13 protein-coding genes are annotated in these 15,277 nt (G+C 67.3%); 1 reads left to right on the top strand and 12 read right to left on the bottom strand.

The genetic code is table 11. The features are described from left to right. Positions 1 to 13: 13 nt before the first annotated feature. The 4 genes from ACOCMH_RS18970 to clsB all read right to left on the bottom strand — a co-directional run bounded on the left by ACOCMH_RS18970 (position 14) and on the right by clsB (position 6,525). Complete coding sequence (locus ACOCMH_RS18970) at positions 14 to 2,437, bottom strand: 3-hydroxyacyl-CoA dehydrogenase/enoyl-CoA hydratase family protein (RefSeq protein WP_427312516.1); 2,424 nt, start codon at positions 2,435 to 2,437, stop codon at positions 14 to 16. A gap of 76 nt (positions 2,438 to 2,513) precedes the next feature. Beyond that, positions 2,514 to 4,301, bottom strand: a complete 1,788-nt coding sequence (locus tag ACOCMH_RS18965; protein ID WP_427312515.1) for an acyl-CoA dehydrogenase C-terminal domain-containing protein — start codon at positions 4,299 to 4,301, stop codon at positions 2,514 to 2,516. A gap of 75 nt (positions 4,302 to 4,376) precedes the next feature. Then, positions 4,377 to 4,967: a TetR/AcrR family transcriptional regulator gene (locus ACOCMH_RS18960; protein ID WP_062796770.1), complete on the bottom strand. Its 591-nt coding sequence runs from the start codon at positions 4,965 to 4,967 to the stop codon at positions 4,377 to 4,379. 346 nt (positions 4,968 to 5,313) lie between these two features. Further along, entirely contained in the window at positions 5,314 to 6,525 is a 1,212-nt protein-coding gene (clsB, locus tag ACOCMH_RS18955) for a cardiolipin synthase ClsB (RefSeq protein ID WP_427313317.1), read from the bottom strand. A 234-nt stretch (positions 6,526 to 6,759) separates the two neighbouring features. Here clsB and mobB point away from each other — a divergent pair, with 234 nt between their 5' ends. Beyond that, positions 6,760 to 7,290: a molybdopterin-guanine dinucleotide biosynthesis protein B gene (gene mobB, locus ACOCMH_RS18950; protein ID WP_171514452.1), complete on the top strand. Its 531-nt coding sequence runs from the start codon at positions 6,760 to 6,762 to the stop codon at positions 7,288 to 7,290. Between the two features lie 12 nt (positions 7,291 to 7,302). On the opposite strand, the gene ACOCMH_RS18945 is transcribed toward mobB, so the two are convergent. The 8 genes from ACOCMH_RS18945 to ACOCMH_RS18910 all read right to left on the bottom strand — a co-directional run bounded on the left by ACOCMH_RS18945 (position 7,303) and on the right by ACOCMH_RS18910 (position 15,276). After that, complete coding sequence (locus tag ACOCMH_RS18945; RefSeq protein WP_427312514.1) at positions 7,303 to 8,085, bottom strand: endonuclease/exonuclease/phosphatase family protein; 783 nt, start codon at positions 8,083 to 8,085, stop codon at positions 7,303 to 7,305. Continuing rightward, complete coding sequence (gene nudB / locus ACOCMH_RS18940) at positions 8,082 to 8,573, bottom strand: dihydroneopterin triphosphate diphosphatase (protein ID WP_427312513.1); 492 nt, start codon at positions 8,571 to 8,573, stop codon at positions 8,082 to 8,084. Before nudB ends, ACOCMH_RS18945 begins: the two co-directional genes overlap by 4 nt. 103 nt (positions 8,574 to 8,676) lie before the next feature. Beyond that, positions 8,677 to 9,591: a hypothetical protein gene (locus ACOCMH_RS18935; RefSeq protein ID WP_427312512.1), complete on the bottom strand. Its 915-nt coding sequence runs from the start codon at positions 9,589 to 9,591 to the stop codon at positions 8,677 to 8,679. 220 nt (positions 9,592 to 9,811) lie between these two features. Then, positions 9,812 to 11,620 (bottom strand): aspartate--tRNA ligase, encoded by a 1,809-nt coding sequence (gene aspS / locus ACOCMH_RS18930; protein WP_171514201.1) that lies wholly within the window; start codon positions 11,618 to 11,620, stop codon positions 9,812 to 9,814. Positions 11,621 to 11,685: 65 nt separating this feature from the next. After that, positions 11,686 to 12,399, bottom strand: coding sequence for a DUF502 domain-containing protein (locus ACOCMH_RS18925; protein WP_171514202.1), 714 nt, complete (start codon positions 12,397 to 12,399; stop codon positions 11,686 to 11,688). A gap of 14 nt (positions 12,400 to 12,413) precedes the next feature. After that, the gene (locus tag ACOCMH_RS18920; RefSeq protein WP_427312511.1) at positions 12,414 to 12,761 is read right to left on the bottom strand and encodes an FmdB family zinc ribbon protein; all 348 of its coding nucleotides are present in this window, start codon (positions 12,759 to 12,761) and stop codon (positions 12,414 to 12,416) included. A 163-nt stretch (positions 12,762 to 12,924) separates the two neighbouring features. Then, positions 12,925 to 14,361 (bottom strand): sodium:solute symporter family protein, encoded by a 1,437-nt coding sequence (locus ACOCMH_RS18915; RefSeq protein ID WP_427312510.1) that lies wholly within the window; start codon positions 14,359 to 14,361, stop codon positions 12,925 to 12,927. Between the two features lie 294 nt (positions 14,362 to 14,655). Next, positions 14,656 to 15,276 (bottom strand): methyltransferase domain-containing protein, encoded by a 621-nt coding sequence (locus ACOCMH_RS18910; RefSeq protein WP_427312509.1) that lies wholly within the window; start codon positions 15,274 to 15,276, stop codon positions 14,656 to 14,658. Position 15,277: the final 1 nt, after the last annotated feature.

The raw sequence follows: 15,277 nt of genomic DNA, 5'->3' as shown, positions 1-15,277 counted from the left end.
CCTCGCTTGCCATTTAGTTGCGCACCGGCTTGCCGGTCTGCAGCATGCCCATGATGCGCTCCTGCGTCTTGCCGGTGCCGAGCAGGTCGACGAAGGCCTTGCGCTCCAGCGCCAGCAGCCAGTCCTCGCTGACCAGCGCGCCGGCCTCGACATCGCCGCCGCACACCACTTCGGCAATGCGCGCGGCGATCAGGAAATCGTGCGCCGAGATAAAGCCGCCGTCGCGCATGTTGACCAGCGAGGCCTTGATGGTGGCCACACCGGAACGGCCGGCAACCGGGATCAGCATCGGCAGCGGCGCGCGGTAGCCGGCGTCGGCCAGCGCACGCACGGTGTTCTGCGCCACGTACAGCAGTTCATGCACGTTGAAGACGATCTGGTCGGACGGCTGCAGATAGCCCATCTGGCGCGCTTCCAGCGCCGATGCGGAGACCTTGGCCATGGCCGCGCTCTGGAAGCGGCTGGTCAGGAACTGCAGGTAGTTGGTGCTGCCCGCGGCCTGCGCCGCGCGCGCGGCCGCCAGCGCGGCTTCCTTCAGGCCGCCGCCGGCCGGCACCAGGCCCACGCCCACTTCGACCAGGCCGATATAGGTTTCCAGCGCGGCCACGCGCGCGGCGGAGTGCAGCATCAGCTCACAGCCGCCGCCCAGCGCGATGCCCGACGCCGCCGACACCACCGGCACCGAGGCGTACTTCACGCGCATCATGCCATCCTGGAATTTCTTCACGAACGGCTCGATGCCCTTGGCGCCGCCCATCATGAAGGCGGGCATCGCCGCTTCCAGGTTGGCGCCCGCGGAGAACGGGCCGCCCGGCGCGCCCAGCTGCAGCGAGGTCGGCTGCCACACCACCAGGCCCTTGTAGCCGGCTTCGGCCAGGTCGATGGCGCGGGTCAGGCCGTCGATCACGTCCGGCCCGATGGTGTTCATCTTGCTCTTGAACGAGACCACCAGCACATCGTCCTGGCCCTCGCTGACCCAGATGCGCACCGCGTCGTTCTCTTCGACGGTGCGGCCGGCCTTGCGCGGATCGGCCGCGGCCGTACCCTGGATCGCGGCGCGGAAGGCCTGGCGCTGGTACACCGGCAGCGTGCTGCGCGCGGCGAACGACTGCGTCGCGGGCGACCATGAACCGGCCGCCGCGTGCACGCCCTGGTTGTCGGCGACGGGGCCGGAGAACACCCACGCCGGCAGCGGCGCACCCGACAGCGCCTTGCCGCCGTCGACGTCCTCCTTCACCCACTCGGCCACCTGCTTCCAGCCGGCCGCCTGCCAGTCCTCGAACGGACCCGAGTTCCAGCCGAAGCCCCAGCGGATCGCCAGGTCGATATCGGCGGCCGAGCCGGCAATCTGCTCGAGGTACACGGCGATGTAGTGGAACACGTCGCGGAACACCGCCCACAGGAACTGCGCCTGCGGGTTGGTCGATTCGCGCAGCAGCCGGATGCGCTCGGCCGGTTCCTTCTTCAGCATGCGCACCACGATCTCGTCGGCCTTCTTGCCGGCATCGACGTACTGGCCGGTCTTGGCGTCGAGCACCTTGATGGCCTTGCCTTCCTTCTTGTAGAAGCCGGCGCCGGTCTTCTGGCCCAGCGCGCCCGCGTCGACCAGGCCCTTGAGCACGGCCGGGGTCTGGTAGACCGGTGCGAACGGGTCGTCGTGCAGGTTGTCCTGCATGGTCTTGATCACGTGCGCCATGGTGTCCAGGCCGACCACGTCCGCGGTGCGGAAGGTGGCGGACTTGGCGCGGCCCAGCTTGGAACCGGTCAGGTCGTCGACCACGTCGAACGGGATGCCGAACTTCTCGGCCTCGGCGAACACCGCCAGGATCGAGAAGATGCCGACCCGGTTGGCGATGAAGTTGGGCGTGTCCTTGGCGCGCACCACGCCCTTGCCGAGCGTGGTGGTGAGGAACGCTTCGAGCTGGTCGAGGATCTGCGGCTGCGTGGTCGCGGTCGGGATCAGCTCGACCAGGTGCATGTAGCGCGGCGGGTTGAAGAAATGCACGCCGCAGAAGCGCGATTTCAGGTTGTCGTCAAACCCGTCGGACAGCGCGGTGATCGACAGCCCGGAGGTGTTGGTCGCGAAGATCGCGTGCGAGGCCAGGTGCGGCGCGACCTTCTTGTACAGGTCGTGCTTCCAGTCCATGCGCTCGGCGATCGCCTCGATCACCAGGTCGCATTGCTTGAGCAGGGCGATATCGTCTTCGTAGTTGGCGGCCTGGATCAGGCCGGCCTCATCCTTGAGGCCCAGCGGCGCGGGCGACAGCTTCTTCAGGTTCTCGATGGCGCGCAGCGCGATGCCGTTCTTCGGGCCTTCCTTGGCGGGAAGATCGAACAGCACCACGGGCACGCGCGCGTTGATCAGGTGGGCGGCAATCTGCGCCCCCATGACGCCGGCACCCAGCACGGCGACCTTCTTGACGATGAAATTGGACATGCTCGCTCCTGGATTAGTGAGCGTTAGACAGATGCGAAGCCGTCGTTCCCGGCCGGGAACGACGGGTAGAGTCGACTCAGAACAAATCCGCGTCCAGCGCCATCAGCGAGGCCGAGCCCGCGCGCGCCTTGCGGATCTCCGCCGCGGTTTCCGGCTGCAGCTTGGCAAAGTAGAAGCGCGCGGTGGCCAGCTTGGCGGTGTAGAACTTGTCGCCGCTGCCCTGCTTCTCCAGCGCGACCTTGGCCATGCGGGCCCAGAAGTAAGAGAACACCAGGTGGCCCACCACGCGTAGGTATGGCACCGCGGCAGCGCCGACTTCATCGGCATTGCCCATTGCCTTCATGCCGATTTCCATGGTCAGCTTCTGCACCTTGTCGCCCAGGTCGGCCAGCGGGTTGATGAATTCCTGCATGGCTTCATTGGTGCCTTCGGCCTCGACGAATTCCTGCACGATCTTGCCGAAGGCCTTCATCTTCGCGCCCATGTCGCCCAGGATCTTGCGGCCCAGCAGGTCCAGCGCCTGGATGGTGTTGGTGCCTTCGTAGATCATGTTGATGCGGGCGTCGCGCACGTATTGCTCCATGCCCCATTCGGAGATGTAGCCGTGGCCGCCGAACACCTGCATGCCCTCATTGGTGGCGGTAAAGGCGTTGTCGGTCAGGAAGGCCTTGATCACCGGTGTCAGCAGCGCGACCAGGTCGCCGGCCTGCTTGCGCACGGCCTCGTCCGGATGTGACAGCTCGCGGTCGATCTGCAGCGCGGTCCAGTAGCTGAACGCGCGGCCGCCTTCGGCGTAGGCGCGCTGCGTCAGCAGCATGCGGCGCACATCCGGATGCACGATGATCGGGTCGGCGGCCTTCTCGGGCGCCTTCGGGCCGGTCAGCGAGCGCATCTGCAGGCGGTCCTTGGCGTAGGCGACCGAGTTCTGGTACGCCACCTCGGTCAGGCCCAGGCCCTGCGCGCCCACACCCAGGCGCGCGGCATTCATCATCACGAACATGGCGTTCAGGCCCTTGTTGGCCTCGCCCACCAGCCAGCCGCGCGCGCTGTCGAGGTTCATCACGCAGGTGGCGTTGCCGTGGATGCCCATCTTGTGCTCGATCGAGCCGCACTGGATGCCGTTGCGCTCGCCGGGGTTGCCGCTGGCGTCGGGGATGAACTTCGGCACCACGAACAGCGAGATGCCCTTGGTCCCACCCGGCGCGTCCGGCAGGCGGGCCAGCACCAGGTGGATGATGTTCTCGGCCAGGTCATGCTCGCCGGCGGAGATGAAGATCTTGGTGCCGGTGATCAGGTACGAACCGTCGGCCTGCGGCTCGGCCTTGGAACGCAGAATGCCGAGGTCAGTGCCGCAGTGCGGCTCGGTCAGGCACATGGTGCCGGTCCACACGCCGGACACCAGCTTGGGCAGGTAGGTCTGCTGCAGTTCGGGCGTGCCGTGTGCGTGCAGGGCCTCATAGGCGCCGTGCGACAGGCCCGGGTACATGGTCCAGGCCTGGTTGGCCGAGTTCAGCATCTCGTAGACCACGTTGTTGACCACGATCGGCAGGCCCTGGCCGCCGTAGGCCGGATCGCACGCCAGTGCCGGCCAGCCGGCCTCGACATACTGCTGGTAGGCTTCCTTGAAGCCCGTGGGCGCCTTGACCACGCCGTCGCCGACGTAGGTGCAGCCTTCGCGGTCGCCCGTCTGGTTGAGCGGGAACACCACGTCCGCGCAGAACTTGCCGGCTTCCTCGATGACCTGGTTGATGGTGTCCGCGTCGATGTCCGCGTGCGGCGGCATCGCCTTGAGTTCGGCTTCGGCGCCGAGCAGTTCATGGAGCACGAACTGCATGTCGCGCAACGGTGCGGTGTACTGGCCCATCAGAGACTCCTTGGAGTTGTGCGATGCCGCCACGCCGCCCGTCCCGCTTGCGCGCGACGGCCTGACCGGGCGACCTCAGGTACGGTAAGACTGAATCAGTTTGTTGAGCGCGACCATGGCAAGCTCGGCGCTGTCAGGCAGGCGCAGGAAACGGGCGTCATGATGCAAGCCTAGTTCAAGGCTGTACATCTCGAACAGCATCAGGCGCGGATCGCAATCCGCGCGCAAATGCCCCTCTTCCTTGGCCTGGTTGATGGCGCGGTTCAGCGCTGCCCGCCAGATCGTGACGCTCTTGACCAGCTCGTCACGCACCAGGCTGCCGGCGCGGTCGTCGTACTCCACGGCGCCGCTGATGTAGATGCACCCAGTCGTCACTTCCTGGATGCGCTTCTCCATCCAGCGCCGCACCATCGACCACAGCCGGGGCAGTCCGCGCGGTTCCTGCAGCGAGGGATAGAACACCTCCTGCTCGAACCGGCGGTGATACTCCCGCACCACCTCTACCTGCAGGTCCTCGCGCGAACCGAAATGCGCGAACACACCGCTCTTGCTCATCTGCATGCGTTCCGCGAGCAGCCCGATGGTCAGACCTTCGAGCCCGTCGCGGGACGACAATTCCAGTGCGGCATCCAGAATCGCCACGCGCGTCATCTCGCCCTTGCGCATGGGCGAGGGGGACGAAGCGGCGGATTCGAGACGGGCTGACTGGTGTCGCATGTTTTTTCTCCGTTCTGCGGGGCCTGCTGCGGCCCCGCGTATGACCCTGACGTTGCATTCATTGCTTGCGGCCGGCCGGCGGATTTGCCGGTGCATACCGCGAATGCACGCAGTCTAAGCCAAAAAAGAACGGTCGTTCAGATTATTCTGGCGCGGCACCTGGCCATCAAGCTTTTAATTAGACCGCTGTTTCTAAACGGACTGCAATGCAGCATGTCCGCCAGCGACCGTGCTGCAACCGGTGCAGCGTTCGCGTTGCCGCATGGCAGCAAACGCACACCGCCCGCGGGCCGCTTCAGTAGCGGCCCGTAACCCCGGCGATGATCACGCCAAGCCGCAGCAGCATATAGGCCGCCCAGTTGGCCAGCCGGTGCAGCGGCGAGCGGCGCGCATGCACGTCGGGCAGCACTCGTACGCTCTGGTGTGCAATGGCCCGCTCCAGCGCTGCGCGCAGTTCAGCGGCAAAGGCCGCATCATAAACGGCAATGTTGGCCTCGCGCGCGAGCAGCAGGCTGAAGGGGTCCATATTGCTCGACCCTACCGTGGCCCAGGCCTCGTCCACCACGCCGACCTTGGCGTGCAGGAAGCTCTCGGCGTACTCGTAGATCTCGACGCCGGCCTCCAGCAACGACGCATAGAGCGCATGGGTGGCGTAGTGCTGCAGCCGATATTCGACCATGCCCTGCAGCAGCAGCCGCACGCGCACGCCGCGCTCGCGGCAGGCCAGCAATGCGCGCCGCATCTTGTGGCCGGGCAGGAAGTAGGCGTTGGCCAGGATCACGTCGTGGCGCGCGGCGCCCAGCGCGCGCAGGTATTCGCGCTCGATGGTGCGGCGGTTGCGCAGGTTGTCGCGCAGCAGCAGCGCGGCGCGGATCCCGCCGGTCGCCTCCGGGCGCGGCGGCAGGTCGGTCACCAGCGGGTATTCGGCGACCGCGGCGGCGCGCTCGCTGCCACGCGCCTCGCGCAGCGACAGCCGCCACCAGAGCCGCTCGGACGACAGCGCGATGCGGTCCACCAGCGGCCCGCTGATCTGCACCGCGAAGTCGTAGCGCGGCCCCAGGTTGGCGCCTTCGAAGGGGCCGTGGTTGTGGTCGTCGATGATGTTGATGCCGCCGACAAAGGCGACCTCGCGGTCGATCACGGCAACCTTGCGGTGCAGCCGGCGCAGGTGGCGCCGGGCCAGGCGGAAGCCGCGCAAGGCGCGGTAGACGCGCAGCCGCACGCCACCCGCGCGCAGCCGCTCGGCCAGCTGCGCGGGCATGTCGCCGGCGCCGAAGCCGTCCACCGTCACGCGCACCGCGACCCCGCGCGCGGCGGCACGGATCAGCGCGTCGGCGACGGCGCGGCCGACCTCGTCGTCGGCGTAGATGTAGGTTTCCAGCATGACCTGGAACGCGGCCTGGTCGATCGCGGCGATCAGCGCGGGAAAGAAGTCCTGGCCGCCGTGCAGCAGCCGCACCGTGTTGCCAGTGGTGGGCTTGCCGCGGCGCCAGGCCCAGCGCAGCATGTGGTGGCGATAAGGCAGCTCGCCGGCGGTGGCCGTGTCATGCACCGGGGCGTCTGCAGCCTGGGCAGAGTAGGAGATCCGTGACATGCCGTGATTATCGGACAGTTTGCCGCGCGCAAAGGCGCCGCCTGCACATTGGCGTGCGGAACTCTGCTATCGTCGATGCCGATGTCTGACCGTCGGCACGATCCGGTGCGCGCAGGCAAACTCCCGACGCCCCCTACGGAAACCATGGTGAAGGTATTCGGCATTACCGGTTCATCCGGCAGCGGCAAGACCACGCTGCTGGACCAGCTCATCCCATGCTTTGTCGATGCCGGCCTGCGCGTGGCCGGCGTCAAGCACACCCACCACGGCTTCGATCCGGATACGCCCGGCAAGGATTCGTGGCGCATGCGCGCGGCCGGTTGCGCCAACGTCGTGCTGGTCGGCGCGCGCCACCTGACGCTGATGCGCCATTACCCCGAAGCCGTGCCATCGCCCGAACTCGACGATGCGCTCGCGGTGCTGCCGCCCGACACCGACCTGGTGCTGGTGGAAGGGTACAAGCGCAGTGATTTCCCCAAGCTGGAGGTTTTCCGCCCCGCGCTGGGCCGTGCGCCGTTGTGGGACGAGGTGCCGGGCGTAGTGGCGGTTGCGACCGATGACCCCGCCGCCGTCGCCGCCATGACCACGCTGCCGGTGCTGGACCTGAACGACGCGCCGGCGGTGTTCACGTTTATCCGCGACTACCGCGTGCCCGGCCGCGACGGCGGCGCGGGCTGAGTCAAACCGGCCTCAGGCGGCCTTGTCCGCGGTCGCGTCCCGCTCCACCATCCCGCCCAGCGGATGGCCCAGCTCCGCCACCAGCGGCACGTGATCGGAGCGTTGCGCCCAGTCGCGGCCAGTCAGCGCGTGGGCGCGCTCGATCTCGTAGCCGCGCACATAGATCCGGTCGAGCTGCCACCACGGCATATGGCTCGGGAACGTATGCAGCCGCGCGCCGCGCGCGTGCGACGCTTCGACCGCGCCCAGCGTATTGCAGATCTGCGCATCGAGCCGGTGGTTCCAGTCGTTGAAGTCGCCCGCGATCACCAGCGGCACGCCGGCCGGGACCACGTTCTGCACCCGCTCCACCAGCGCCTCGGCCTGGCGGACGCGGCTGCGCGCGAACAGGCCGAAATGCACGCAGATCAGGTGGGTCTCGACGCCGTGCACATCCGCCACCGCGTGCAGCAGGCCGCGCTGTTCGAAGCGGTGATCGGAAATATCGAGGTTTTCGGACATCAGGATCGGATGGCGCGACAGGATCGCGTTGCCGTGATGGCCGTAGTCGTAGACCGCATTGCGGCCGTAGACCGAATGCGGATAGGCGTCGGTGGCGAGGTAGTTGAGCTGGGTGTGTTCCGGGTCGAACAGCGCCGCGGCCACCAGGCGGTCGTTGCGGTCCTGCACTTCCTGCAGGAAGACGATGTCCGCATCCATCGCATGCAGGCCGGCGCGCACGTTCTGGATGCGGGGGCGCCGCGAGATGCCGGTCACTCCCTTGTGGATGTTGTAGGTGACCACGCGCAGCTTCATGGCTGCCCTCCGAATGCCGGCTGCCTGCTGGCCACGTCGCCAACGGCCCCAGCGCGCCAGCAGAGCTGGCGTATGGCTTCGGCATTGCTGCTGGAGAAGCATTGCCGCGCCGCCAGTTCCCACGGCAGCCATTTGTATTGCAGATGCTCGCGTGGCGCCAGCGTCACCGGCAGCGCCTCGGCCACGCGCAGGCCGAACCAGTGCTCGGTATTGCGCGTCACGCCTTCGGCATAGCGGTGGCGCCACTGCGGGTAGATCTCGTACTGGATGGCATGGCCCCAGTCGGTGAGCTGGTGCTCGCCGGCGATGATGCCGGTTTCCTCCGCCACTTCACGCGCCGCGGTCAGCGCCAGCGGTTCGTCCAGGGTGTCGAGGCTGCCGGTGACGGACTGCCAGAAGCCCGGGCGATCGGCGCGTTCCAGCAGCAAGACTTGAAGATCTGGCGTGTAAATCACCACCAGCACGGATTCCGGGATCTTGTGTGACATGGGTCTGGGCCAAAGGACAAACCCAAGGATAGCGCAGGCGCGCGCGCTTGCCACGTGAAAGCGCCGCGCCGCCTGCTTGCGGACGCTGCGCCCGCGCGCCGGATCAGGCCGCGTTGCGCGCGCCGTGCATGGTATGCGGGGCCAGGTACGGCTCGGTGGTGCCGTGGCGCTGCCAGGTGTCGAACACCTGCGGCGAGTCGCCATGGCCCCAGGCCGCGCGCAGCTGGTCCATCAGCGGCGCCAGCGCCTGGCGGTAACGCCTGGACGCACCATGCGCATGCGCGGCCAGGGCCTCGGCGCGTTGCCGCGCCTCGCCTTGCACCCGCGCGCGCTCCTGCGCGATTTCCTTCTCGCGCTGGCCCAGCGTGTTGTACTTCTGGATCAGGAAGCGCTGGTAATCGCCGCCATCCACGCCCTGGGCGGCCTGCGCGTTGACCTGTTCGAAGCGCAGTACGATGCTGCCGGTTTCCTGCTCGATATGCGCAGCCTCGGCGTCCAGCGCCTGCAGCGCCTCCTGCACGCGCTGGGCGTCGCGGCGCAGCGCCTGCACTTGCGCGGCCTCGTCCTCGAACACGCGCTGCGCATCGAGGTAGGCCTGCACCACCGGTTGCGGCGCCACCACCAGCAGCGGATCGGCGCCGTCGGCGCGCTGGCCGGCCAGCAAGGCATCGTCGGCCAGGCGCAGGTTGCCCAGTTCATCGAGCCAGCGGCCGCGCGTCATCACCACGCCGACGGTGTCCAGTGCGAGGCGGCGCAGGGCTTCGGCGCGCTGCATCTCGACCGGCTGCTCGGCCACCGCCTGGGGCGACGCGGCCTGCACCGCATGGGCGATATCCGGCACGCAGGCGGCCACGGTGGTGGCCACCGATTCTGACATGGCCTGCGCCGCGCGGCGCTGGGCGCGGCGCAGCTCGAAACGGGCCAGCAGCATCATGATCAGTCCCGCCGCCAGCCAGGTCAGGATGGTTTCCTGATGGGCCAGCAGGAACTGGCGGATGAGTTCGGTATCCAGGGTCATGTTCACGAATTTCCTCCCGAGTGCCGGGAACCTTCATGACAGGGTTCCTCGGCAAATTGCGTGTCGAATTGCGGATCAAAGGAAGAAGACCCGCCTGGCGCTGCCTTCGTTCCGACCGGTAACAAATCGAAACCAATGCGCGGGGCGCGGATGTTGCGCATCAAGCAAAAAAGCCGCGCAATCGCGCGGCTTTTTTGCGGACCAGACGACCCGGAACCGGTCAGGCGTTGGGCTTGGGCTCGGCGGTGCGCAGGCGGATATGCAGCTCGCGCAGTTGCTTCTCGTCGACCGAGCTCGGCGCCTGCGTCAGCAGGTCCTGGGCGCGCTGGGTCTTGGGGAAGGCGATCACGTCGCGGATCGAGTCGGCGCCGGCCATCATCGTGACGATGCGGTCCAGGCCGAAGGCCAGGCCGCCGTGCGGGGGCGCGCCGTACTGCAGCGCGTCGAGCAGGTAGCCGAACTTGGCGCGGGCTTCCTCGTCGTTGATGTTGAGCGCGCGGAACACCTTGCTCTGGATGTCCGAACGGAAGATCCGCACCGAGCCGCCGCCCATTTCCCAGCCGTTCAGCACCATGTCGTAGGCCTTGGCCAGGCACTTGCCCGGATCGGTCTCCAGGTACTCCATGTGCTCGTCCTTGGGGCTGGTGAACGGGTGGTGCATCGCCACCCAGCGCGCGTCTTCCTCGTCGTACTCGAACATCGGGAAGTCGACCACCCACAGCGGCTTCCAGGCGTCCTCGAACAGGCCGCTGGCCTTGCCGAAATCAGAGTGGCCGATCTTCAGGCGCAGCGCGCCGATCGAGTCGTTGACCACCTTGGCCTTGTCGGCGCCGAAGAAGATGATGTCGCCGTCCTGCGCGCCGGTGCGCTTCAGGATCTCGGCAATGGCGGCGTCGTGCAGGTTCTTGACGATCGGCGATTGCAGGCCGTCGCGGCCCTTGGCCACTTCGTTGACCTTGATCCAGGCCAGGCCCTTGGCGCCGTAGATGCCGACGAACTGGGTGTAGGCGTCGATCTCGCCGCGCGAGATGGCACCGCCGCCCGGCACGCGCAGGCCGACCACGCGGCCGTTGTCGCTGTTGGCGGGGCCCGAGAACACCTTGAAGTCGACGTCCTTCATCACCTCGGTCAGCTCGGTGAATTCCAGCTTGACGCGCAGGTCAGGCTTGTCCGAGCCGAAGCGCGCCATGGCCTCGCGGAACTCCATCACCGGGAATTTCGCGTCGAGGTCGACATCGATGGCGTTCTTGAACACCGTGCGCATCATGTCCTCGAACAGGTCGCGGATCTCCTGCTCGGTCAGGAACGAGGTCTCGCAGTCGATCTGCGTGAATTCCGGCTGGCGGTCGGCGCGCAGGTCTTCGTCGCGGAAGCACTTGGTGATCTGGTAGTAGCGGTCGAAGCCCGACACCATCAGCATCTGCTTGAAGATCTGCGGCGATTGCGGCAGCGCGAAGAAGTGTCCCGGGTTCACGCGCGACGGCACCAGGTAATCGCGCGCGCCTTCGGGCGTGCTCTTGCCCAGCATCGGCGTCTCGATGTCGATAAAGCCCTGGGCGTCGAGGAACTTGCGCACTTCCATCGCCACCTTGTAGCGCAGGCGCAGGTTGTACTGCATCTGCGGGCGGCGCAGGTCCAGCACGCGGTGCGTCAGGCGCGTGGTTTCCGACAGGTTGTCGTCATCGAGCTGGAACGGCGGCGTGACCGACGGGTTCAGCACGGTCAGCTCGTGGCACAGTACCTCGATCTTGCCCGAGGTCAGGTTGGCGTTCTCGGTGCCGGCCGGGCGCGGGCGCACCTTGCCGGTGATGCGGATGCAGAACTCGTTGCGGATCTCTTCCGCGGCCTTGAACATCTCGGGGCGATCCGGATCGCATACCACCTGCACCAGGCCCTCGCGGTCGCGCAGGTCGATGAAGATCACGCCGCCATGGTCGCGGCGGCGCTGGACCCAGCCGGTCAGGGCCACTTCCTGGCCCGAGAATTGTTCGGTCACCAGACCGCAGTAGTGAGTACGCATGGAGGACATAAGGAGATTCCCGGTAAAACGCGGCTGCCCGATTGCATCGGGCAGCCCGTGATCAGTTTGGAGGCTCAAGGATCGGTCGTCTCGACCGGTTCCTCGCTGCTGGCCCTGCCGGCCGGATGGGCGGGGACCGCCGGCCGGGGGGCGCTGCCGTTCTTGCGCGGCAATTCCGCCGGTGCCACCACGCCCATCGAGACGATGTACTTGAGCGCGGCGTCGACGGTCATGTCGAGTTCGATGGTGTCGGCCTTGGGCATCATCAGGAAGAAGCCCGAGGTCGGATTGGGCGTGGTCGGCACGTAGACGCTGACGTATTCGCCCTGCAGGTGGTTCTGCACGTCGCCGCCGGGGCGCCCGGTCAGGAACGCGATGGTCCACGAGCCTTCGCGCGGGTACTGCACCAGCAGCGCCTTGCGGAAGGCGTTGCCGGAGGATGACAGCAGCGTGTCCGAGACCTGCTTGACGCTGGTGTAGATCGGCCCCACCACGGGGATATGGCCCAGCAGCGCTTCCCACCAGCGCACCAGGCGCTGGCCGATAAAGTTATGCGCCAGCAGGCCGACCAGCAGGATGAACAGCAGCGTCAGGATGGCGCCGAGGCCGGTCACGCGCTTGCCGAACATCAGCCGGTCCGGGCGCCAGGCCTCCGGCAGCAGCGCCAGGCTCTGGTCCATCGTGCCGATGATCAGGCTGAGCACCCACAGCGTGATGCCCAGCGGCACCAGCACCAGCAGCCCGGTCAGGAACCAGGTTTTCAGGGCGGAAGTCTTCTTGGCGACCACGGCGCGGGTCCGGCTCAGTGGCAGGCGCAGGCGCTGCCGCAACCGCCGGCGGCCGGCGCCGCGGCAGCCGTGCTGCCCGACGATTCAGCCGCCGCCGGGGCGCTGGCGCTTGCCTCGGCCGCACCGCCGGTGGCGCCGGTGGCGCTGGCGGCCGCTGGCGCGCCGGCGCCACTGCTGCCGCCGCGGAAGTCGGTCACGTACCAGCCCGAGCCCTTGAGCTGGAAGCCGGCAGCGGTCAGCTGCTTCTTGAACGCGCCGGCGGCGCCGCAGGACGGGCAGTCGGTCAGCGGGGCATCGCTCATTTTCTGCAGCACATCGCGCCCGTGGCCGCAGGCGTCGCAACGGTAGGCATAGATCGGCATGGTGTTATTTCGCGAGAAAACTTCGGAATCGGTACAAGGGCGGACATCGCCGCAAGCCATGGCGGCAGCGGGATATCCCGCTCGGCGATGCAAAGCCTTGAATTATAAACCGTTCCGGGGCTGCCTGATCGGCGGAAATAAGGGGGTGGCGGCCGCCGTGACGTCAGGCGATATGGACTTCCTTGACCGGCGCGTGATCTGCAATCCACTGCGGCAACAGCGAACCGACCACCATGCCGCTGATCGAGAACACCAGGCCCACCATCTGCGGCGGCACCATGGCGTCGGCAAAGGCGACCTCGCAGGTCAGCCACGACGACAGGCCCAGCAGGATCGCCGCCAGCCCGCCCTGGCGGGTGGCGTGTTTCCAGAACATGCCGAAGGCCAGCGGCACGAACGACGACACCAGCGTGACTTTATAGGCATTTTCAACCATATGGAAGATCGACAGGTGCGAGTTCAGCGCGAACAGCGTGACCAGCGCGGTGAACACCAGCACCACGGTCTGCATCACGCGCAGGAACTGCCTGTCGTCGAGGTGGCGGAAATACGGCCGCAGGATGTTCTCGGCGAAGGTCACCGACGGCGCCAACAGCGTAGCCGAGGCGCAGCTCTTGATCGCCGACAGCAGCGCGCCGAAGAACATCACCTGCGCGAACATCGGGGCGTGCTGCAGGATCAGTTGCGGCAGGATCAGCTGCGAATCGGTGTCGATGTACTTCGACACCATGCCCGGGTCGATCATGGTGGCCGAATACGCCAGGAACATCGGGATGAAGGCGAAGCAGAAGTACAGCACGCCGCCCAGCACCGAGGCGCGCCCGGCGATCAGCTCGGTGCGCGACGAGGTCACGCGCTGGAACACGTCCTGCTGCGGGATCGAGCCCAGCATCATGGTGAACAGCGCCGCCGCGAAGCCGATGATCTGGATCAGGTCCAGAGACGGCAGGAACTCGAACTTGCCGGCCGCGGCCGCGTGCGACACCACCGCGGCGACGCCGCCGGCCTGGCCGCTGACCTCGTAGCCGATATACATCATCCCGATCACGATGATGATCATCTGGATGAAGTCGGTGATGGCCACCGACCACATGCCGCCGAACAGCGTATAGACCAGCACGCTGGCCGCGCCGATCATCATGCCGGCCTCCTGCGACAGCGCGCCGTCCGAAACGGTATAGAACACCAGCCCCAGCGCCTTGATCTGCGCCGCGACCCAGCCCAGGTATGAGACCACGATGCACAGCGTGGTCAGCACCTCGGCCAGCCGGCCATAGCGGTTGTGGTAGTAGTCGCCGATGGTCAGCAGGTTCATCCGGTACAGCGGCCGGGCGAAGAACAAGCCGACCAGGATCAGGCACAGCGACGACCCGAACGGGTCCGACACCACGCCCGACAGGCCTTCCTTCAGGAACACGGCGGGAATGCCCAGCACCGTCTCCGAGCCGAACCAGGTGGCGAAGACGGTGGCGGTGACGATATGGAACGGCAGGCTGCGCCCGGCCACGGCGAAATCGGTGGTGTTGCGCACGCGCAGCGCCGCCCACAGGCCGATGCCGACCGAGATTACCCAGTAGATGATGACAAACCAGATCAGCATGCCGCCGCCCTATGCAGAAGGTGCCCTTGTGGCGAGAAACCGAATGCCGGGCGGCGCATGGGTGCACGTTCTGGTGCGCCGCCGCCCGGAGTCCAATTCATCGGTCGGGGCCGCATGTCGAGCTGCCTGGCGTGTCCCACAGCTGGTGGGAAACGCGGCCTGGCCCGCGGTCGTAGCCGAATCAAAACGCGGATTATAGCGACGCAGACCGGCGTGGGCGAAAAAAATTCCCCGCTGGCGCGAATGCGCCACGCGGTGCATCGCCTTCACCACAGGGGCTGGCCGGTGGGGGCTTCAGCCGCCTCGCCGGCGCCAGACCTGCCAGCGCTCCTGCCCCTGGAACACAGGCAGCGGCGCGGCCGAGGGGCGGTCCTCGACGCGCTCGAAGGCAGGAGCCAGCAGCGCGTCAAGGGCCTCGGCCGGCATCGCGAACGGCGGCCCGCCGCGGCTTTCCCCCAGGTAGAAGTAGCCGGCCAGCAGCCCGCCCGGCGGCAGCAGCTGCGCCACCCGGGCGGCATAGTCGGCCCGCATCGCCGGCGGCAGCGCGCACAGGAAGGCGCGTTCGTAGATCAACTCGCACGCCGGCTCTGGCGTGAAGGCAAAGAAGTCGGCCTGCTGCACCACGGCACCGGCCGGCCCCAGCGCGCGCCGTGCCGACGCCACCGCCTGCGCCGAGAAGTCGATCGCCGTTACCGGCCAGCCGCGCTCGAACAGCCACGCCGCCTCCCAGCCGTTGCCGCAGCCGGGCACCAGCGTGGGACGCGGCTGCTGGCCTTCGATAAAGCAGCGGAATTCCTCGGGCACGCCGCCCAGGTCCCAGGGCGTGAAGCCCTCCTTGAAACGCTCGTCCCAGAACGCCGGTTCCCCGGCGTTGCGCGTGGTGAAGCTGGGCACGGGCTTCGTGGCATCGCTCATC

Origin of the sequence: Cupriavidus sp. H39 (assembly GCF_050271075.1) — a bacterium.
Lineage (GTDB): Bacteria > Pseudomonadota > Gammaproteobacteria > Burkholderiales > Burkholderiaceae > Cupriavidus > Cupriavidus necator_B.
The sequence above is the reverse complement of the archived record's forward strand: the minus strand, read 5'-3'. Positions and strand labels throughout refer to the sequence as shown.